Raw genomic sequence first — 18,993 nt, forward strand, 5'->3', positions numbered from 1 at the left:
CCGCCATTGACACAAGGAGTTTTCATGCACACCAATGCCAAACACGCCCCCGACATCGCGCCGGGCATGATCCGCCTGCTGGCCACGTCGGCCGGCCTGATCGTCGCCAACCTGTATTACGCCCAGACCCTCGTCGGCCCGATCAGCGCCGCCACCGGCCTGTCGCCGGAAGCGGCCGGCCTGATCGTCACGCTGACGCAGGTCGGCTATGCGCTCGGCCTGCTGTTCATCGTGCCGCTGGGCGACCTGCTCGAGAACCGCAAGCTCGTGTTCTCCGCCCTCCTCGCCACAGCCGCGGCGCTGGCCACCGCCGCGTTCAGCGCGAACGCGTGGATGTTCCTCGTCGCGTCGCTGGGCATCGGCCTCGGTTCCGTCGCCGCGCAGATCCTCGTGCCGTTCGCCGCGCACCTGTCGCACGAAGCGACGCGCGGCCAGGCCGTCGGCAAGGTCGTCAGCGGCCTGCTGCTGGGGATCATGCTGGCCCGCCCGGCCGCGAGCCTGATCGCGGACCACGCCAGCTGGCACGCCGTGTTCGGCGGCGCCGCCGGCGCGGTGTTCGTCCTCGCCTTCGTGCTGCGCGCCAAACTGCCGCAGCGCGTGCCCGTGCACAGCCTGTCGTACGGCCGCTTGATCGGATCGCTGTGGCATCTGCTCGCGACGACGCCGGTGCTGCGCCGCCGCGCCGCCTACCACGCCGGCCTGTTCGGATCGTTCAGCCTGTTCTGGACCGTCACGCCGCTGATGCTGGAAGGCCCGCAATTCCATCTGTCGCAAACGGGCATCGCGATCTTCGCCCTCGTCGGCATGGCGGGCGCCGTCGCGTCGCCGGTCGCGGGACGCCTCGCCGATGCCGGCCACACGCTGATGGCGACGGCCGCCGCGCTCATCCTCGGCATCGTCGGCTTCGCGCTGCCGCTGTACCAGCCCGAGTCCCGTGCGCTGGCGCTGGGTATCCTCGTCGTGGCGTCCATCGTGCTGGACATGGCCGTCGCCGCCAACCTCGTGCTGGGCCAGCGTGCCATCTTCGCGCTCGGCGCCGAAGTGCGCAGCCGCCTGAACGGCATTTATTTCGCGCTGTTCTTCGCCGGCGGCGCGCTCGGCTCCGCGGCCGGCGCCTGGGTCTATGCCCACCACGGCTGGCACGCCGCCCTGCTGGCCGGCATGGCCTTCCCCGCCGCCGCGCTGCTCGTGTGGTTCGGCGAACTGGCCGGCCGCCGCGCCACCACCGGCGCGACCGCCTCATGAGCCCGCGCGCCCTGATCATCGGCGGCTCGCTCGGCGGGCTGCTGGCAGCGAACACGTTGAAAACCATCGGCTGGAGCGTCGACGTGTTCGAGCGCTCGCCCCACGCGCTGGACAGCCGCGGTGGCGGCATCGTGCTGCAGCCGGACGTCCTGCACGCCTTCCACTTCGCGGGCATCCGGCCCGCCGGCGCGCTGGGCGTGGCGTCGCGCGACCGCATCTACCTCGACCGCGCGGGCGACGTCGTGCGGCGCGACCACCAGCCGCAGACGCAGACGTCGTGGAACGTGCTGCACGGGACCATGCGGCGCGCGCTGCCCGACGACTGCATCCATCCGGGCGAGACGCTGGAACGCATCGAGCAGGCCGGCGGCCAGGTGCGCGCGGTGTTCGCCAGCGGCCGCGTGGAGACGGGCGACCTGCTGATCGGCGCGGACGGCGCGCGGTCGACGGTCCGTTCGCTGATGCTGCCCGCGCTTGCGCCAGACCTTGCGCCGGAATACTCGGGCTACGTCGCGTGGCGCGGCCTCGTGCCGGAAGGGGATCTCGACGCGGACAGCCGCGCGGTGCTGGACGGCGTGTTCGCATTCCAGCACGACGAAGGCGAGCAGATGCTGCTGGAGTACCTCGTTCCCGGCGAGGACGGCGCCACGGCGCCGGGGCAGCGCCGCTGGAACTGGGTGTGGTATCGCAAGGTGCCGCAAGATGGCCTGCCCGCGCTGCTGACCGACCGCACCGGCCGCACGCACACGTTCTCGCTGCCGCCGGGCGCGCTGCCCGATGCGCAGGCGGCCGTGCTGCGCAAGGACGCAACCCGCCTGCTCGCACCGCAATTCAACGCGCTCGTGCAGAAAACGAAGGAACCGTTCGTGCAGGCGATCCTCGACCTCGCCGTGCCGCGCATGGTGTTCGGCCGCGTGCTGCTGCTGGGCGACGCCGCCTTCGTCGCGCGCCCGCACACGGCCGGCGGCGCGGCCAAGGCGGCGGCCAATGCGCTGGCGCTCGCGCAGGCCCTGCAGCGCACCGATCAACCCATCGAAGCGCGCCTGAAGGACTGGGAAGTCCCGCAGCTGCGCGCCGGCCGCAACCTGGTCGACTGGGGCCGGCGCATGGGCGACGGCATCATGGGTGTGCGGCGAGCAGCAGGCTACACAGATTCCCGCGCTGGAATGCAGGGTCCCTGAACGCGAGGAAGTCGTCGTTGAAGGTGCCGAACGTCGTCTCGGGCCGGTGCTTCAGCCCTTCGTAGAACGTGTCGATGACGTCGTGCGCGAAGCCGTGGCCGCGCGGGTGCGCCGCGAGCACCCTGTCCCGCTCCGCCGCCGGGATGGCGTCCATGCCGCGGCCCACCATGTCCATGCCGGCGCCCGCCTGCACGAGGCGGATCTCCGGATGCATGTGCTCGGGGATGCCGGGCGTCGTGTGCAGCGCGATCGCGAGCCAGACTTTTTCGATGTCCTGCTCGGCGATCCCGTGGCCGCGCAGGAAATCGCGCGCCGCGTTCGCGCCGTCGACCTCGAAGCGCTGCCGGCTGCCGTGGTAATGGGGCGTGATGCCGATGTCGTGGAACATGGCGGCGGCATACAGCAGCTCGGGGTCGAACGCGAGGCCGAGCTTGTCGCCCAGCAGCGCGCCCCACCAGTACACGCGAGCGGAGTGCTGGAACAGCATGTCGCTCGCCGTGTCGCGCACGTACTGCGTGATCGCGCGCGCGATGCGGCTGTCGGGCAGCATCGGCGCCATCATTTTGCCGCCGGGAGCACGAGCTTCCGCTCCCCCTCGTCCAGCACGAACACGGCGAGCAGCGTGGCCGGCTTTTCCTTGCTGGCGTTGCGCGTCACCTGGTGGCGGGCGCCCGGATCCTCGTACCAGGACTCGCCCGTACGGTAGACCTTCGGCGGCGCATCGCCGACGGCGCTGACGATCTCGCCGGACAGCACCTGCGCGTAGATGAAGGACGACTTCGGATGCGTGTGGGGCGGCGCTTCCGCGCCGGGCGCGAACGACACTTCCACCGCCACCAGCGCCTTGCCGGGCACGTTCGACAGCGCGCGGTGGAACAGGGGTTTCACCGTCTCGTGCGCGCCGGCCGCAGTGCAGAGCAGCGCCAGGAAAAAGGCGATCTTGCGCTTCATCGCCGCCTCCTCAACGCGCGGCCGTCACGGCGGCCGGCGTCGCGCGGAAGCTGATCGCCATGCGGTTGTACGCATTCATCAGGCCGATGGCGATGGTCAGGTCGGCCAGCTGCTGCTGGCCGAACACGGCCGCGGCGGCGGCGTACTCCGCATCCGGCACGCCCGTCTCGGCCACCCGCGTCACCGTCTCGGCCCATGCAAGGGCCGCGCGCTCGGCCGTGTCGAACAGGCTGCCCGCCTCGCGCCACGCCGGCACCAGCACGAGCTTCTCGACGTTGACGCCTTCCTTCAGCAGGTCGCGCGAATGCATGTCGATGCAATACGCACAGCCGTTGATCTGCGAGACGCGCAGGTAGACGAGGTCGACGAGCACCTTCGGCAGGCCGCTGCCCAGGATGTGGCCGTACACGCCGCCGAGTGCCTTCATGCCGGCCGGGGTGGCCGCGTTGTAATCCATGCGTTGCGTCATTTTGATTCTCCTGGTTGAACTGGATGAAGACATGATGCGCGTTGCGGTGGCCGAAACACAGTGCCAAGTTTGATCATTTTTAATGTACCATCGGCCATGACCACGCTGTCCATCGGCCTCGACCGGGCCAAGAAAACACCACTCGCCACGCAGATCTACGCGGCCATCCGCGCCGGCATCGAATCGGGGCAGATTCCGGCCGACGCGAAGCTGCCGTCGTGGCGCGACCTGGCCGCCCAGCTGGGCGTGTCGCGCGGCACGGTGCGCATCGCGTACGAACGCCTCGTCGACGAGCAGCTCGCGACGAGCTATGGCGCTGCCGGCACCCGCGTCAACGGGCGGCCGGCCACGCCCGGCATCCCCGGCCAACCGCCCGCGCACTTGCCCGATACTTCGCCGATCCCCGAGCTGTTCCCGACCTTCGGCGCAAAGCCGCTGCCGTTCCAGATGGGCGTCCCGGCACAGGACGCGTTCCCCTATAAATTGTGGTCGCGCGTGATGGTGCGCGCGGCCCGGCACACGGCGGCCAGCCCCGTCGGCTACCCGGACCCGCGCGGCGACCCGGACCTGCGGCGCGAAGTCGCCGCCTATCTCGGCATCGCGCGCGGCATCCGCTGCAACCCGTCGCAGGTGCTGATCACGGCGGGCTTCGCGGGCGCGCTGGGGCTCGTCGTGCGCGCGCTCGCGCTGGAAGGCCAGGGCGCGTGGTTCGAAGACCCCGGTTTTCCGCTGACGCGCACCGCCCTGTCGCTCGCGGGGACGACGGTGACGGCCGTCCCGGTCGACGCCGAGGGCCTGGACGTCGCTGCCGGTGTCCGCATGGCCCCGGACGCGCGGCTCGCCGTCGTGACGCCGGGCCAGCAGGCGCCGCTCGGCATGACGATGTCGCTCGCGCGCCGCCGCGCCCTGCTGGACTGGGCGCGCGACAACGGCGCCTGGATCGTCGAGGACGACTACCTCAGCGAGCTGCAGCTGGAAGGCCGCGCGGCGCCGGCGCTCGCGTCGCTCGACCAGGGCGGCCGCGTGCTGCACATCGGGACGTTCAGCAAGACGATCAGCCCCGCGCTGCGCCTCGGCTTCCTCGTCGTGCCGGCCGACCTCGCGCGCCGGTTCGGCGACGTCGCGGCCTGCCTCGCGCCGGCGCCCGGCGCGACGATCCAGCGCGCCGTCGCGGACTTCCTGCGGGAGGGTCACTACCTGCGCCACCTGCGCCGCATGAAACGTCTGTATGCGGCGCGGCGCGAAGCCTTGCTGCGCTGCCTGCGCAAGGAGGCCGCCGCCGTGCTGGAGGTGCAGGCGACGGCCGGCATGGCCGTCGTCACGCGCCTGCGCACGGACGTGTCCGACGTCGACGTGGCCGCGCGCGCCTTGCGGGCCGGCCTCGCGCCCGTGCCGCTGTCGCCCTGGTATGTGCATACGCCGGCCGCGCGCGGCCTGCTGCTGGGCGTGACCAATGTCGACGCGCGCCGTCTCGTGGCCGACTGCCGCCGGCTGGCGGAACTTGCCGTCATGCCAAAATAATCTACCGGTTGACGCATTTGACAATTGACAAACTGTTGTGCCTTAAGAAATACTTTTCGGCATGATAGAACTGAGTGCGATCCGCAAGACCTACCGCCTGGGCGGCAGCGACATCCATGCCCTGGACGGCATCGACCTGCACGTGGCGCGCGGCGAATTCGTCGCCGTGATGGGGCCGTCCGGCTCCGGCAAGTCGACCCTGCTGAACGTGCTGGGCGGGCTGGATCGCCCGGACAGCGGCCGCTACCGCCTGGCGCAGGACGAGATCAGCGCCCTCGACGACGACGCCGCATCCGACGTGCGCAACCGCCGCATCGGGTTCGTGTTCCAGTCGTTCCACCTGCTGCCGCGCCTGACCGTGCTGGAGAACGTACTGCTACCGCAGCGTTATGCGCGCCAGCCCGACCCGCGGGCGCCCGACCGTGCCCGTGCCCTGCTCGGCCGCATCGGCCTGGGCCAGCGCCTCGACCACCTGCCGGGCCAGTTGTCCGGCGGCCAGCTGCAGCGGGCCGCCATCGCGCGGGCGCTGCTGAACGAGCCGGACCTGTTGCTCGCGGACGAACCGACCGGCAACCTCGATTCCAGCAGCGCGGCCGACGTGATGGCCCTACTGCGCGAACTGCACGCGGGCGGCCAGACACTCGTGATGGTGACGCACGATCCGGCCATTGCCGCCAGCGCGCAGCGCACGATCCACCTGCGCGACGGCCGCGTCGCGGGCCAGTCATGAAGCGCCTCGTTCCCCTGCTGGCCCTCGTCGCCGTCGCCGCCACGGCCGCGGACACCCGCCCGGTCCTGATCACCGGCGAAGTGGAAGCGCTGGATTCGCAGACGATCTTCGTGCCGCCGTCGAACGCGTCGCCGGTCGTCGTGCGCAACTTCCTCGCCGAGGGCACGCAGGTCAGGAAGGGCGACGTCGTGCTGCGCATCGACTCCGCCAGCACGACCAATATCGACCAGCTGCGGATGGACCGCGAACGTGCCCGCGCGAAGGCGGACAGCGAGGCGGCCACGCTGGAAGTCGCGGCCATCGAGGCGGAGAAAGCGCTGGTCAACGCCCAGGCCGCATTGGACAAGGCCAAGGTCGACGCGGCGCTGCCGAAGCAGCAGATCATGGCGCTCGACTACGACCGCTACCAGGCGGCGCTGGGCCAGGCCACGCGCGACCTCGCGATCAAGCGGGACAACCTGAAGAACGCCCGCGCGGCCGTCGCCCGCCGCAAGGAGGACGGCGCGCTCGAAGTGAAGAAACTGCAGATCAACGAGGCGTTCCAGCTCGCCCAGGTGGCGCAGTCGGAAGTGCGCGCCACGCGCGACGGCGTCGTCGTCCACGGCTACAGCCCGTTCAACGGCGAGCGCATGGACGAGGGCTCCACGGCCTGGCCGGGCAACGCGGCCGGCACGGTGCTCGGCGACGGCCACATGGTCGTCACGGCCTGGGTACTGGAAGCGGACCGCCCGTACCTGCGCGACGGCCAGGCCGTCGCCCTGCGCTTCGACGCGCTGCCGGGCGTCGTCGTGACCGGGAAGCTGGCCGAGATCACGAGCGCGCCGGAAGCGCGGCCCCGCTGGGGAATCGGCCGCTACTTCCGGGCCCGGATCGCCCTGCCCGACGACCATGGCCTGCCGCTCGTCGCGGGGATGAGCGTGCAGGTGGAGCCGCTGGCGCCCGGCGCCGCGGCCGCTGGCGTCCGCCAGGCGAAGGCCGCCGCGCCCGCCGCGCTGGCGATCGAAGGCGAGATCGCGTCGCGCCGCACGATGCCGGTGTCGCCGCCGACCATCCCGCACGTCTGGAACTACAAGCTGGCGTTCCTCGCGCCGGAGGGCACGATGGTGCAGGCCGGGCAGCCCATCGCCGTGTTCGAATCCACCGAGGTGATGAACCAGCTGATCTCGCTGCAAGGCACGCTGAAGGAACGCGAACGGGCACTGGACAAGCTGCAGCTGGACCAGGCCGAGGCCGACCGCGCCGGCGTGCTGGCGCAAGCCGAGGCACAGAGCAATGCCGAGAAGGCCGCGCGCAAGGCGACCATGCCGAAGGAACTCATTCGCCGCGTCGACTACGACAAGCTGGTGATCGACCGCGCCGAAAAGGCGCAGCTGGCGAAACTGGCGCAGGCCCAGTACGAGGCGCAGCGGCGCGCGCGCCAGGCCGAGCGCGCCGGCCTGCAGTCCGACGCGGCGCAGTTGCGGGCCAAGATCGCCACCCTCGTCAAGGGGCAGTCGGCGTTGACCGTCGTGGCGCCGCGGCGGGGCCTGGTCCTGCATCGCACCGGCTTCAACGGCGAGAAGTTCGCCATCGGCAGCCAGGTCTGGATAGGCCTGTCGGTCGCGACGCTGGCCGATCCGGACCAGCTGGGCGTCAACGCCCGCGTGCCGGAAGCGCAGGCGGCGGGCGTGCGGAAGGGCCAGGCGGCGCGCGTCATCGTGGCCGGTACGCGGCAGACACTGGCGGCGCACGTGACGGGCCTGGGACGCGCCTTCCACAGCAAATCGGCGGCGCAGGCGGTCGTCATACGCGACGTCGAGCTGGAATTCGACGCGCCCGCGAAAGACCTGAAGCCCGGGGCCGCCGTCCAGGTGGAACTGCTGCCGGGCGTCGACCGCCGCGTCGCGGCCATCCGACCATGAGATTTCCGATGCCACGCCTGTCTACATTCGCCGCCATGCTGGCGGCCCTGCTGTCCGGTTGCGGCGGCGCGTCGGCGCCGGCCGGCGGCCCCGTCGAAACGCTGGCGCCGCGCGCGTGGACCGAAACGCTGGAAGCGGACGGCCAGATCCAGGCCGCCGCCAACACGCCGTTGACGGTGCCGGGCAGCGGCTGGTCGAGCCGCGTGCTGGTGGACATGGTCGCGGACGGCAGCACCGTCACGAAAGGCCAGGTCGTGGCCCGTTTCGATGCCCCGCAGGCGCGCGCGGAACTGTCGCAGGCCGACCTCGAACTGCTGCGCAAGGCGCTGGCCGAGGAGGCGAATCGCCAGAATGCGGCCGTCGAGAAAGGCGTGCTGGCCGGCGACCGCGCGAAGCTCGAGGACGACCTGGGCCTCGCGCGCCGCTATGCGAACGTCGACCTGTCCGTCTTCGCCCGCAACACGATCCTCGATGCGCTGGCCGACGTCGGCTTCCTCACCAAGAAGCGCACCTACCTGGACTGGAAAGGCGGGCAGGCGCAAGCCCGCGCCGCCGCGCAGGACGCCGTGCTGCACTCGCAACGCGACAGCGTGGCGCAGACCGCGGCACAGCAGCGCAGGAGCCTGGACGCGCTGGAACTGGTGGCGCCGCACGACGGCGTATTCCTGCTGGCCGCGCGCTGGGACGGCGCCAAGCCGCAGGTCGGCGCCAACCAGATGGCGGGCGAGCCGTTCGGCGCGCTGCCCGACCTCGACAAGCTCGTCGCCCACTTCAGCGTGGCCGAGGGCCAGGCCTACGGACTCAAGCCGGGCCTGCCCGTGCGCGTGCGCCTGGCCGGCACGGGGACAGAACTGGACCTCACGGTGACGCGGGTCGGCAGCAGCGCCAGCGTCATCTCGCCCGAATCGCCCGTCAAATACAGCGATTTCGACGCCGCCATCGGCACCGACACGGCGCGCAAGCTGGGACTGAAACCCGGCCAGGCGCTGCACGGCACGGTGCACCTCGTGACGCAGGCGGCGGCGCTGACGGTCCCGAACATCGCGCTCGTGCAGGACGGCGCCGCCTACGCCGTGTACACGGCCGATGGCGGCCGCACCGTGAAGCACAAGGTCGAGCTGGGCCGGCGCGGCCCGGTGCGCAGCGAAATCAGGAGCGGCCTCGCGTCCGGCGCGCGCATCCTGCTCCTCCCTCCAACAACGGACAAGTCATGAACCGTGCACTCCTGCTGGAAGCCGTCGCCGAACTGAAACGCCGCAAACTGCGCACCGGCCTCACCCTGCTGGGCATGATCTTCGGCGTGGGCGCCATCGTCGCCATGCTGGCCGTGGGCGAAGGCAGCAAACGCGAGGCGCTGCGCCTCGTCGCGGAACTGGGCCTGAACAACGTCATCGTCGAGAGCAAGGGCAACACGGACGAACAGTTGAAGGACATCCGCACCCGCTCGCTGGGCCTGTCCGCGGCCGATGCCGCGGCGGCGCTGTCCGTCGTGCCGGGCGCGCGGTCGGTGGCGCTGAAAAAGGAGATCAAGGTCGACCAGCTGATCGTCGACGACCGCGTCGTGAGCGGGCGCGCGTTCGCCGTGTCGCCGGCGTATGCGGACCATGGCGGCCTGCAGCTCAAGGTCGGACGCTGGCTGCGCCCGTCCGACGGCGCGACGCTGGCCCCGGTCTGCGTGCTGGGCGCGCGCCTCGCGCACACGCTGTTCGGCGCGGCGCCGGCCGTCGGCCAGCGCGTGAAAGTCAACCACGTGTGGCTGCAGGTGGTCGGCGTGCTGGCCGACCGCACGCCCAGCAAGTCGGAGTTCGAAGGCGTCAAGCTGGGCCTGGACGACGAGCGCCTGTTCGTGCCGTGGGAAACGGCCCGCGCGCGCTTCAGCTTCCGCCGCATCGAGGACGAGGTGGACGGCATCAGCGTGCGCCTGGACGGCCAGGTCGCGCCGGACGACGCGGCGCGCGTGCTGCAGGCGGTCATCCACCAGCGCCATGGCGGCGTCGACGACACGAACCTCATCGTGCCCATGGGCCTGTACCGCCAGAACCAGCAGACGCAGCGCATCTTCACCATCGTCATGAGTTCGATCGCGGCAGTCTCGCTGCTGGTGGGCGGCATCGGCATCATGAACATCATGCTGGCCAACGTGCTGGAGCGCCGGCGCGAAGTGGGCCTGAAGCGCGCACTGGGCGCGCGCCGCCGCGACGTGGTGGAACAATTCCTGGCCGAGGCGCTCGTGATCGCCGTCAGCGGCGCGCTGCTCGGCCTCGTGCTGGGCGCCGTGGCCGCGTACAGCATCGCCGCGCTGGCCGGGTGGTCGGTGGCGTGGTCGCCGGTGAGCCTGCTGCTCGCGGTGCTGGCATGCGTGGCGGTCGGGCTCGGGTTCGGCGTCTACCCCGCGCGCCAGGCGGCGGCGCTCGACCCGATCGCCGCCCTGCGCAGCGACGGCTGAAGGTCAGTCCATGTGGAACACGGGCTCCATCATCGCCCAGTGCTCGCCTTCGGCCCGGCTGGCCAGCGGCACCTGGCAAGGGCTGCAGAACGTCCACCAGCGCTGCGTTTCCGGATCGGCCGCGATATGCGCCATGTCGGCGGCGAAATCGGTGCCGTGGTATTCCCAATAGCCGAACAACAGGTTTTCCGGCTCGCGCAGGAAGATCGTGTAGTTGCGCACATTGGCTTCCGCAAGGCGGGCCAGCACTTGCGGCCACACGGCAGCGTGCAGCGCTTTGTATTCCGCGATCTTTTCCGGCTCGATGCCGATGACCATTCCCATTCTTTGCATATAAGACTCCTCAATCAATACGATAGAAACGCAGGGCATTCAGCCCGAACACGGCAAGCCGGTCGGCACCGGACAGTCCGTCCAGCAGGGACGCGCAGGCGGCGAGCCAGCGCCCATAATCGGCGGCCAGGTTCAGCACCGGCCAGTCGCTGCCCCAGATCAGGCGCTGCGGCCCGAAGCACGCGAGCAGGTGGTCGACGTACGGCCGCAGGCAGTCGACGTCCCAGTTGGCGCCCGCTTCGGTGACGAGCCCGGACAGCTTGCAGCTCACCTGAGGCAGCGCGGCCAGGCGCGCGATGTCGGTGCGCCACGGTTCCAGCACGCCCGCGGCGATCAGCGGCTTGGCGCCGTGGTCGATCACGATGGGTAGAGTCGGATGCCGCTGTGCGAACGCGAGCAGCGCGGGCAGATGGCGCGGCAGGACGAGCGCGTCGAAGCTGAGGCCATGGCGCAGCATCGCCGCGACCGAAGGCGCCAGCGCCGGATCGGCGATCCAGTCGTCGTCCTCGATGTCCTGCAGCATCGGCCGCAAGCCCTTGAGCAGCGGGTCGGCCGCGAGCGCGGCGATCCGCCGGGGCGCGTCGGGCGCCTTCAGGTCGGCCCAGCCGACCACGCCGCCGATGAACGGGTGAGCATGGGCCAGGCCGAGCATGAAGCGCGTGTCGTCCTCGTTGGGCATCGATTGCACGAGCACCGTCCTCGCGACGCCGTGCTGCGCGAGCGTCGGCGCCAGGTCGGGCGGGAAGAAATCGCGGTAGATGGCGGCCAGGTCCGGCGGCGGCCACGCGCCGTTGCGGTCGGCCAGCCGCCAGAAGTGTTGATGGGCGTCGACAAGCATCATGCTCCCTCCCGCGCCCGCGGGAGCGTCAGCCCGGGTGCGCCTTCATTTCTCTGACTCGGATCGATTGCAGCAGGGTGCTGCGTGCGGAACTCAGGTGGACACGCATCGCCTCGCGCGCGCCCCCGACGTCGCGCCGCGCCAGGGCCCGCAGGATGTCCAGGTGCTCGTGCACCGCGTACTCGTTGCGCACCATTTCCTGCGTCTTGTCCCACTGGTAGTGGTAGTGGAACACGAGCGACACGAGGTCGAAGAAGCCCTGCGCGAAGCGGTTGTCCAGTTGCCCCATCAGGAAGGCGTGGAAATCGCGGTCGAGCGCGGGAAAATCCTTGTGGTGCGTCGGCATGACGGAGCCCAGCTGCTCGTGCCGCGCGATCAGTTGCCGCAGCTCCGCGAAGGCCGGCGAATCCGGCGGCAGCGCGGCGAAGCGGTCGATCGCGGCGAACTCGAACATCTGGCGCACGTCCGCCAGCTCCATCGCGAACGAGCGGTCGAACGCGCACAGGCGCCAGCCGCCACGCGGCTTCTTTTCGATCAGGCCCGAGTGCGAGAACCCGATCAGGAATTCGCGCACGCTGATCGTGCTCGTGCCGGCCGCGCGCGCCAGTTCCGTTTCCGAGAACTCGGCGCCGGGCGGCAGGTCGCTGTGATAGATGCGCTCCATCAGCACTTCGCGGATGCGGTCCGCGCCCGTGCGCAGCTCGTCCAGGTCGAAGTAGTCCGTGCGGACGGGCTTGCGCAGCAGCCGGCGTTCCTTCAGGTCGCTGATCAGGCCGCACTCGTGGAAGTGCGCCAGCGCGCTGCGGATCGCCGTGCGGCTGCCCTCGCCCAGTTCGGCCATGTGCTGCTCGGTCGGCAGCGCTTCGCCGACCCCCACGTGGTCGGCAATGTATTGCAGCAGCAGGTTCGCGCTGCGCTTGAAGATGGTTGGAGGTCGGGCCATGAAGTCCGGAGTCGAGAAGGCCGGGTGGACAATCCCCCATTCTACCGGAACTCGCTGCCGCGCTGGGAAGCGACATCGTTCAAACCTCGACGATGGCCTTGATCACGCCGCTGGCCGGGTCCATCCAGCGCGGCAGCGTGTCGATGAACTCGTCCAGCGTGGCGCGGTGCGTGTTCATCGCCCGCGTCGGCACCAGGCCCGCCTTCATCGCCGCGAGCACCTCGCGGAAATCGTCCACGGTCGCGTTGCGGCTGCCGAGCAGGGTCGTCTCGCGCTTGTGGAATTCCGGATCGGCGAACGAGATCCGATCCAGCACGATCGACACGAGCACGTACGTGCCGCCGTGCGCGACGAACTCCAGGCCCCGCTCCATCGCCTTGATGTTGCCGGTGGCGTCGAACACGGCGTCGAAGAAGTCGCCGCCCGTGATCGCGCGGAGTGCCTCGACGTCGCCCTCGCCCGCCGTCACCGTGTGCGCGACCTTCAGCACGTCGCGGCAGAAGCCGAGGCGGTCGTCGCGCGCGTCCAGCACCGTGACCTGCGCGCCGTTCAGCGCCGCGAACAGCGCGACGGCCACGCCGATCGGCCCCGCCCCGACGACCAGCACGCGCTGCCCCGCCGCGACGGCGCCACGGCGTACCGCGTGCAGGCCGATGGCGAGGAATTCCACCATCGCGGCATCGTCGAGCGAAATGCCTTCCGTCTTGAGGACGAACTGCGCCGGGACCGCAAGGTATTCGGCCAACCCGCCGTCGCGGTGCACGCCCAGCACCTGGATCCGCGTGCAGCAGTTCGTCTTGCCCTTGCGGCAGGCGACGCAGTCGCCGCACGACAGGTACGGCATCACGAGCACCTCGTCGCCCGGCGCGAGGCCGGAGCCGGCGGGCGCCGTGGCCACTTCGCCGGACAGTTCATGTCCCATCACGCGCGGATACGCGAGGAACGGCTGCGTGCCGCGGAAGATGTGCATGTCCGTACCGCACACGCCGATGCGGCGTACGCGCAGCAGCACCTCGCCCGGACCGGCCTCCGGCACCGGCTTGAAACCCAGCTGCAGGTCGCCGGGGGATTCGCATACCACGCACTTCATCTGACTCATGTCGTTGCCTTTCGTTTTGTATTCTATAAATTTAAAACATTTATAGTCGTAAAGCAATCGAAAACCGCCATTCCCGCGTATGAAATTGAATAGCCGGCGCGGCCGCGCCGGCGCAGAAGGTCAGGCCAGGCAGTCCGGCCCGATGTCGCGCACGGATTGCACGCCCGTCAGGACCATGCTGGTGCGGATGTCTTTTTCGAGGATCGCGAGCAGGTTGCGCACGCCGGCCGCGCCGCCCGTCGCGAGCGCGTAGATGAACGCGCGGCCGATCAGGACACCGTCCGCGCCCAGCGCCAGCAGGCGGACGACGTCCAGGCCCGTGCGGACGCCGGAGTCGGCGAAGATCGTCAGGTCGCCCTTCACCGCCGCCGCGATGGACGGCAGCGCCTTCGCCGTGGACAGCGCGCCGTCCAGCTGGCGCCCGCCGTGGTTCGACACGACGATGCCGTCCGCGCCGAACGTCTTCGCGTCGCGCGCGTCGCCGGCGTCGAGGATGCCCTTGATGACCATGGGCCCCTGCCACTCGTCGCGGATCCACTGCAGGTCGCTCCAGCTGATGCCCGGATCGAAGTTGGCGGCGAGCCAGCCGATGTAGTCCGCGAGGCCCGTCGCGTGGCCGCGGTACGCGGAGATGTTGCCCAGGTCGTGCGGCCGGCCGAACAGCCCGACGTCGAACGCCCAGCGCGGATGCAGCATCGCCTGCAGCATGCGGCGCAGCGGGCCGTGGCGCCCGCTCATGCCGGAATGGGCGTCGCGGTAGCGCGCGCCCGGCACCGGCATGTCGACGGTGAACACGAGCGTGTCGATGTTCAGCTCGCGCGCGCGGCGCAGGTAGTCGCGCATGAAGCCGCGGTCCTTCAGTACGTACAGCTGGCACCACAGCGGCTGCGACGATTGCGCCGCCACCTCGGCCAGCGGGCACACGGAGACGGTGGACTGGATGAACGGGATGTTGCGTTCCGCCGCCACCCGCGCCGCCTGCACCTCGCCGCGGCGCGCGTACATGCCCGCGAGGCCGATCGGCGCCAGCGCCAGCGGCAGGCCGCGCTTCACGCCGAACCACTCGGTCGACAAATCGAGGGTTTCGGAACCCTTCAGCACGCGCTGGCGCAGGCTCACGGCCTGCAGGTCGTCCACGTTGTGGCGCAACGTCGACTCGGTGCCGGAGCCGCCGTCGAGGTAATGGAACAGGAACGGCGGCAACCGGCGGCGCGCCGCCTCGCGATAGTCGGTGGCGGAAGAGATGATCATCAGGCGGCTTTACGTGTTCAGGGTGATGAAGCCGCCGTCGATCGGATAATCGGTTCCCGTGATGAAGGCAGCTTCGTTGCTGCACAAGTATAGCGCGAGCGCGGCCACTTCGTCCGGCCTGCCCATGCGGCCGATGGGCTGCGTCTTCGACAGCTGCTCGAACATCTCCGCCTCCCGGCCCGGATAATTCCGCGCCAGGAAACCGTCCACGAACGGGGTGTGCACGCGGCCCGGCGAGATCGAATTGCAGCGGATCCCGTCCTGCAGGTAGTCTTTCGCGACCGACAGGGTCATCGCCATCACGGCGCCCTTCGCCGTGGAATACGCGAAGCGCTCCTTGATGCCCACCGAGCCCGCCACCGACGCCATGTTGACGATGACGCCGCCGCCGTTCGCGCGCAGCTGCGGGATCGCCGCGTGCAGGCAGTTGTAGACGCCCTTGACGTTGACGCTCATGACGCGGTCGAAGTCCTCTTCGCTCGTCGTGTCGGCCTTGCCGATGTGGGCGATGCCGGCGTTGTTGACGAGGATGTCGAACGGGCCGATCGCGGCCATCAGCGCTTCCACGTCGGCCTGGCGCGACACGTCGCAGGCGTGCGAGGTGACGCGGCCGGCCTCCTCGCGGATTTCGCGCACCGCCTGCAGGCTGGCGGCGTCGCTCAGGTCGACCACGTGGACATGCGCCCCCTGGCGCGCGAACAGCTGGGCGATCGCCTTGCCGATGCCACTGCCGCCGCCCGTGATGACGGCTTTCTTGTCGTTCAATTCAAACACGTTTCGTGACTCCCATGGAAGATGGCGTGGCGCGGGACTCGCGGCTGGCCTGCCGCAGCGAGGCGCGCGCGAACCAGGCGATGACGACGAAGCACAGCAGCGGCACCGCATAGCCGTACTGCACGTTGTGCGTGACGTCGCTGACGAAGCCGAACAGCAGCGGCAGCAGCGCGCCGCCGACGATGGCCATGATGATCAGGCCACTGCCCATGTCGGCGTGGTGGCCGGCGCCCTGCAGGCCCAGCGAGAAAATGGTGGGGAACATGATCGACATGAAGAACGCGATGCCGATCACCGCGGCAAGGCTGGCGACGCCGGTCGCCACCATTGCCACCGCCGCGAGCACCGTGCACGCCAGCGCGTACATCCACAGCAGCCGCGCCGGCGCCACGACGCGCATCAGGCCCGTGCCGACGAAGCGGCCGACCATGAACGCCATGCCGCAGCCCCACCCGAGGTAGTCCGCCGCCGTCACGGGCGACACGCCCGCCGACCGGGTCGCGTACAGGATGAAGAAGCTGAACACGCACACCTGCGCGCCCACGTAGAAGAACTGGGCGATCGCGCCGCGGCGGATCGACGGCACGGCCAGCGCCTCGCCGAGCGAGCTCTTGGCCGGCGCATTCTCCGAGCGGCCGCCGACTTCCGGCAGCTTCAGGAACCAGAACACGACGGCGATGGCGAGGATGACGAGCCCCAGCATCATGTACGGCCCCTTCACGCTGGCCGCTTCCGCCGCCAGCGCCGCCTGGCGCGCCGCTTCCGGCATCGCGGCGAGCTGCGCGTCGTCGGCGCCGTGCACGAGGATCAGGCGCGCGCCGATGATCGGCGCCAGCGTGGCGGCGAGACCGTTGAACGACTGCGCCAGGTTGATGCGCTGGGCCGCGCGGTCCGGCCGGCCCAGCAGGGTCACGTACGGATTGGCGGCCGTCTCCAGGATCGTGAGGCCGCACGCGATGGTGAACAGCGCGGCCAGGAACACGATGTATTGCTGCGTGTTCGCGGCCGGGATGAACATCAGCGAACCCGTGGCGAACAGCAGCAGGCCGCAGATGATCGCCGCCTTGTAGCCCGCGCGGCGGATCAGGAGGCCCGCCGGCAGCGCCATCACGAAATAGGCGATGAACACGGCCGAATCCACCAGCGCCGACTCCAGCACGGTCAGGCTGAACGACCGCCGCAGGTGCGGGATCAGGATCGGGTCGAGATTATGGACGAACCCCCACATGAAAAACAGTGTGGTGATCATCACGAGGGAAAACCGGTACTGCCGCGTCGAGGGGTCCGTCATGTCTGCAAAGTCTCCGTCAGCCAACATATCGCGTACGTCATGCGTGGGCACGTGGTGCCCACCCTACCGTATCTTGTAGCGTGGGCACCCCGTGCCCACGTGCACTGCCAACAAACTGCGGATCAGCCGTCGATCAGCGCCTCGTTCCACGCGTGGACGGTCTGCGTCTGCTCGCCCAGGCCTTCGATGCCGAGTCGCATGCGGTCGCCCGGTTCCAGGTAGACCGGATCCGGCTTCTGGCCGAGACCCACGCCCGGCGGGGTGCCGGTGCTGATCACGTCGCCCGGCTGCAGGGTCATGAAACGGCTGATGTAGCTCACCAGGTGCGCGACGGTGAACACCATCGTGCGGGTATTGCCCGTCTGGTAGCGCTTGCCGTTCACTTCCAGCCACATGTCCAGGTTCTGCGGATCGGGCACTTCGTCGGTCGTCACGAGCCATGGGCCGACGGGGCCGAACGTGTCGCAGCCCTTGCCCTTGTCCCACTGGCCGCCCCGCTCCAGCTGGTATTCGCGCTCGGACAGGTCGTTCACGACGCAGTAGCCGGCCACGTAGTCGAGCGCATTCGCTTCGTCGACGTAGCGCGCGCGCTTGCCGATGACGACGCCCAGTTCCACTTCCCAGTCGCTCTTGACGGAACCGCGCGGCAGCACGACGGGGTCGTTGCAGCCGATGATCGAACTGGTCGCCTTCGTGAACAGCACGGGTTCCGCCGGCACGGCCATGCCCGATTCGGCCGCGTGGTCCGAATAGTTCAGGCCCACGCAAATCAGCTTGCCGATGTCGGCGACGACCGGCGCGTAGCGGACCGGCTGTTCGACGACGGGCAGACGGCTCGGGTCGAGGTCCGACAGGCGGGCGATCGCGCCGGCGGCCAGCTGGGCCGAGGTCAGGTCGGGCAGCACGCCGGACAGGTCGCGGATCACGCCGTCGGCGTCCATCAGGCCAGGTTTCTCGGCGCCCTTCGGGCCATATCGCAGCAGTTTCATGGTATTCCTTTGTTACGGTGATATTGAAAAATCAGGCCGGAGATCAAGCCGACGGCACTGGCGCGGCCGGGTCCAGCAGGCCGGCGTCCTTCAGCGCGGTCCACAGGCCGGCCGGCAGCGGCTGGGAAAACCAGTGCGCGTTGCGGCGCAGCTGGTCGATGTTCTGGGCGCCGGGGATGCACGACACGACGGCCGGATGGGCCATCGGGAATTGCAGCGCGGCGGCCTGCAGCGGCACGTCGAAGTCGCGGCAGACGGCGGCGATGGCGCGCACGCGCTCGACGACTGCCGCCGGGGCGTCCTCGTAATTGAATTTGTTCGTGCCCGCCAGGATGCCGGAGTTGAACGGCCCGCCGATCACGACGCGCGTGCCTTGCCGCGCGCAGCGGTCCATCAGCGGGGCGAGCGACGCCTGCTCCAGCAGGGTGTAGCGCCCGGCCAGCAGCACGCAGTCGAGCGCGCACATGTCCATGGCATCGGCGATCACCTCCCACTCGTTGACGCCGAGGCCGAAGCCCTTGATCGCGCCCTCGTCGCGCAACTGCGCCAGCGCGCGGAAGCCGCCGCCCTCGGTCAGCTGCTTCCAGTAGTGCGCATGGCGTTCGCCGTGGGTGACGCGGCCGATGTCGTGCACGTACAGCATGTCCACGCGGTCCAGGCCGAGGCGCTGCAGGCTGTCCTCGTGCGAGCGCATGATGCCGTCGTGCGTGTAGTCGTAATGCGGCCGGAACGGCAACGGCGCCGCCCACCCGCATTCGCCCGGCTGCACGTTCGGATCGGGCCACATCAGGCGGCCGACCTTCGTGCTGATCGTGTAGTCGCCGCGCGGCCGCGATCGCAGCGCCGCGCCCAGGCGGTGCTCGGACAGCGTAAAACCGTAGTACGGCGCCGTGTCGAAATAGCGGATGCCCAGTTCCCAGGCGGCGTCGACGAGCGCGTACGCGTCCGCTTCCGCCATCGGGTCGTACAGGCCGCCCAGTTGCGCGCAGCCCAAGCCCAGTTTGGTGACGTCCATGTCGGGCCGCTTCATG

General features: G+C 69.9%; 19 protein-coding genes. 7 read left to right on the forward strand and 12 right to left on the reverse strand.

The annotated features are described in order from the left end of the window. Positions 1-24 precede the first annotated feature (24 nt). A complete protein-coding gene (locus ACL58G_RS24530) occupies positions 25-1,245 on the forward strand; it encodes an MFS transporter (RefSeq protein WP_440963479.1) in 1,221 nt (406 codons plus the stop codon). Then, the gene (locus tag ACL58G_RS24535; RefSeq protein ID WP_440963480.1) at positions 1,242-2,426 is read left to right on the forward strand and encodes an FAD binding domain-containing protein; all 1,185 of its coding nucleotides are present in this window, start codon (positions 1,242-1,244) and stop codon (positions 2,424-2,426) included. The genes ACL58G_RS24530 and ACL58G_RS24535 overlap by 4 nt, the downstream gene beginning before the upstream one ends. On the opposite strand, the gene ACL58G_RS24540 is transcribed toward ACL58G_RS24535, so the two are convergent. Genes ACL58G_RS24540 through ACL58G_RS24550 form a run of 3 tightly spaced genes read right to left on the reverse strand, consistent with a single transcriptional unit; the run spans position 2,365 to position 3,846 of the window. Then, entirely contained in the window at positions 2,365-2,988 is a 624-nt protein-coding gene (locus ACL58G_RS24540; RefSeq protein WP_440963481.1) for an HD domain-containing protein, read from the reverse strand. The two genes, ACL58G_RS24535 and ACL58G_RS24540, sit on opposite strands and share 62 nt — an antisense overlap. Beyond that, a complete protein-coding gene (locus tag ACL58G_RS24545) occupies positions 2,985-3,377 on the reverse strand; it encodes a cupin domain-containing protein (RefSeq protein WP_440963482.1) in 393 nt (130 codons plus the stop codon). The genes ACL58G_RS24540 and ACL58G_RS24545 overlap by 4 nt, the downstream gene beginning before the upstream one ends. A 10-nt stretch (positions 3,378-3,387) precedes the next feature. Beyond that, a complete protein-coding gene (locus ACL58G_RS24550) occupies positions 3,388-3,846 on the reverse strand; it encodes a carboxymuconolactone decarboxylase family protein (RefSeq protein ID WP_440963483.1) in 459 nt (152 codons plus the stop codon). 96 nt (positions 3,847-3,942) lie between these two features. Here ACL58G_RS24550 and pdxR point away from each other — a divergent pair, with 96 nt between their 5' ends. The 5 genes from pdxR (at position 3,943) to ACL58G_RS24575 (ending at position 10,444) form a co-directional block, all read left to right on the forward strand. Continuing rightward, entirely contained in the window at positions 3,943-5,367 is a 1,425-nt protein-coding gene (pdxR, locus tag ACL58G_RS24555) for a MocR-like pyridoxine biosynthesis transcription factor PdxR (protein WP_440963484.1), read from the forward strand. Between the two features lie 61 nt (positions 5,368-5,428). Beyond that, positions 5,429-6,097: an ABC transporter ATP-binding protein gene (locus ACL58G_RS24560; protein ID WP_413345966.1), complete on the forward strand. Its 669-nt coding sequence runs from the start codon at positions 5,429-5,431 to the stop codon at positions 6,095-6,097. Continuing rightward, the gene (locus ACL58G_RS24565) at positions 6,094-7,998 is read left to right on the forward strand and encodes an HlyD family secretion protein (RefSeq protein WP_440963485.1); all 1,905 of its coding nucleotides are present in this window, start codon (positions 6,094-6,096) and stop codon (positions 7,996-7,998) included. Before ACL58G_RS24560 ends, ACL58G_RS24565 begins: the two co-directional genes overlap by 4 nt. Before the next feature lie 8 nt (positions 7,999-8,006). After that, a complete protein-coding gene (locus ACL58G_RS24570) occupies positions 8,007-9,212 on the forward strand; it encodes an efflux RND transporter periplasmic adaptor subunit (RefSeq protein ID WP_413387961.1) in 1,206 nt (401 codons plus the stop codon). Continuing rightward, entirely contained in the window at positions 9,209-10,444 is a 1,236-nt protein-coding gene (locus ACL58G_RS24575) for an ABC transporter permease (RefSeq protein WP_413387959.1), read from the forward strand. The genes ACL58G_RS24570 and ACL58G_RS24575 overlap by 4 nt, the downstream gene beginning before the upstream one ends. Before the next feature lie 3 nt (positions 10,445-10,447). Here ACL58G_RS24575 and ACL58G_RS24580 read toward each other — a convergent pair whose 3' ends face one another. The 9 genes from ACL58G_RS24580 to ACL58G_RS24620 all read right to left on the reverse strand — a co-directional run bounded on the left by ACL58G_RS24580 (position 10,448) and on the right by ACL58G_RS24620 (position 18,992). Continuing rightward, positions 10,448-10,777 (reverse strand): L-rhamnose mutarotase, encoded by a 330-nt coding sequence (locus tag ACL58G_RS24580; protein ID WP_413346260.1) that lies wholly within the window; start codon positions 10,775-10,777, stop codon positions 10,448-10,450. 10 nt (positions 10,778-10,787) lie between these two features. After that, the gene (locus ACL58G_RS24585; RefSeq protein WP_440963486.1) at positions 10,788-11,618 is read right to left on the reverse strand and encodes an amidohydrolase family protein; all 831 of its coding nucleotides are present in this window, start codon (positions 11,616-11,618) and stop codon (positions 10,788-10,790) included. Positions 11,619-11,643: 25 nt separating this feature from the next. Beyond that, entirely contained in the window at positions 11,644-12,558 is a 915-nt protein-coding gene (locus ACL58G_RS24590) for a GntR family transcriptional regulator (RefSeq protein WP_440963487.1), read from the reverse strand. Positions 12,559-12,637: 79 nt separating this feature from the next. Beyond that, a complete protein-coding gene (locus tag ACL58G_RS24595; protein ID WP_413389098.1) occupies positions 12,638-13,648 on the reverse strand; it encodes a zinc-binding alcohol dehydrogenase family protein in 1,011 nt (336 codons plus the stop codon). Positions 13,649-13,777: 129 nt separating this feature from the next. Beyond that, positions 13,778-14,908, reverse strand: a complete 1,131-nt coding sequence (lldD, locus tag ACL58G_RS24600) for an FMN-dependent L-lactate dehydrogenase LldD (RefSeq protein WP_440963488.1) — start codon at positions 14,906-14,908, stop codon at positions 13,778-13,780. Between the two features lie 9 nt (positions 14,909-14,917). Next, on the reverse strand, positions 14,918-15,682 hold the full coding sequence (locus tag ACL58G_RS24605) for an SDR family NAD(P)-dependent oxidoreductase (protein ID WP_413387952.1): 765 nt from the start codon (positions 15,680-15,682) through the stop codon (positions 14,918-14,920). Then, entirely contained in the window at positions 15,675-16,973 is a 1,299-nt protein-coding gene (fucP, locus tag ACL58G_RS24610) for an L-fucose:H+ symporter permease (protein WP_440963489.1), read from the reverse strand. Before fucP ends, ACL58G_RS24605 begins: the two co-directional genes overlap by 8 nt. A gap of 122 nt (positions 16,974-17,095) precedes the next feature. Then, positions 17,096-17,962 carry a fumarylacetoacetate hydrolase family protein gene (locus ACL58G_RS24615; protein ID WP_440963490.1) on the reverse strand — a complete coding sequence of 289 codons (867 nt, stop codon included), beginning with the start codon at positions 17,960-17,962 and terminating at the stop codon, positions 17,096-17,098. A 43-nt stretch (positions 17,963-18,005) separates the two neighbouring features. Beyond that, positions 18,006-18,992 carry an aldo/keto reductase gene (locus tag ACL58G_RS24620; protein WP_440963491.1) on the reverse strand — a complete coding sequence of 329 codons (987 nt, stop codon included), beginning with the start codon at positions 18,990-18,992 and terminating at the stop codon, positions 18,006-18,008. Between the last annotated feature and the right edge of the window lies 1 nt (position 18,993).

This window comes from Massilia sp. GER05, from assembly GCF_052056005.1.
GTDB lineage: Bacteria > Pseudomonadota > Gammaproteobacteria > Burkholderiales > Burkholderiaceae_D > Telluria > Telluria orientalis.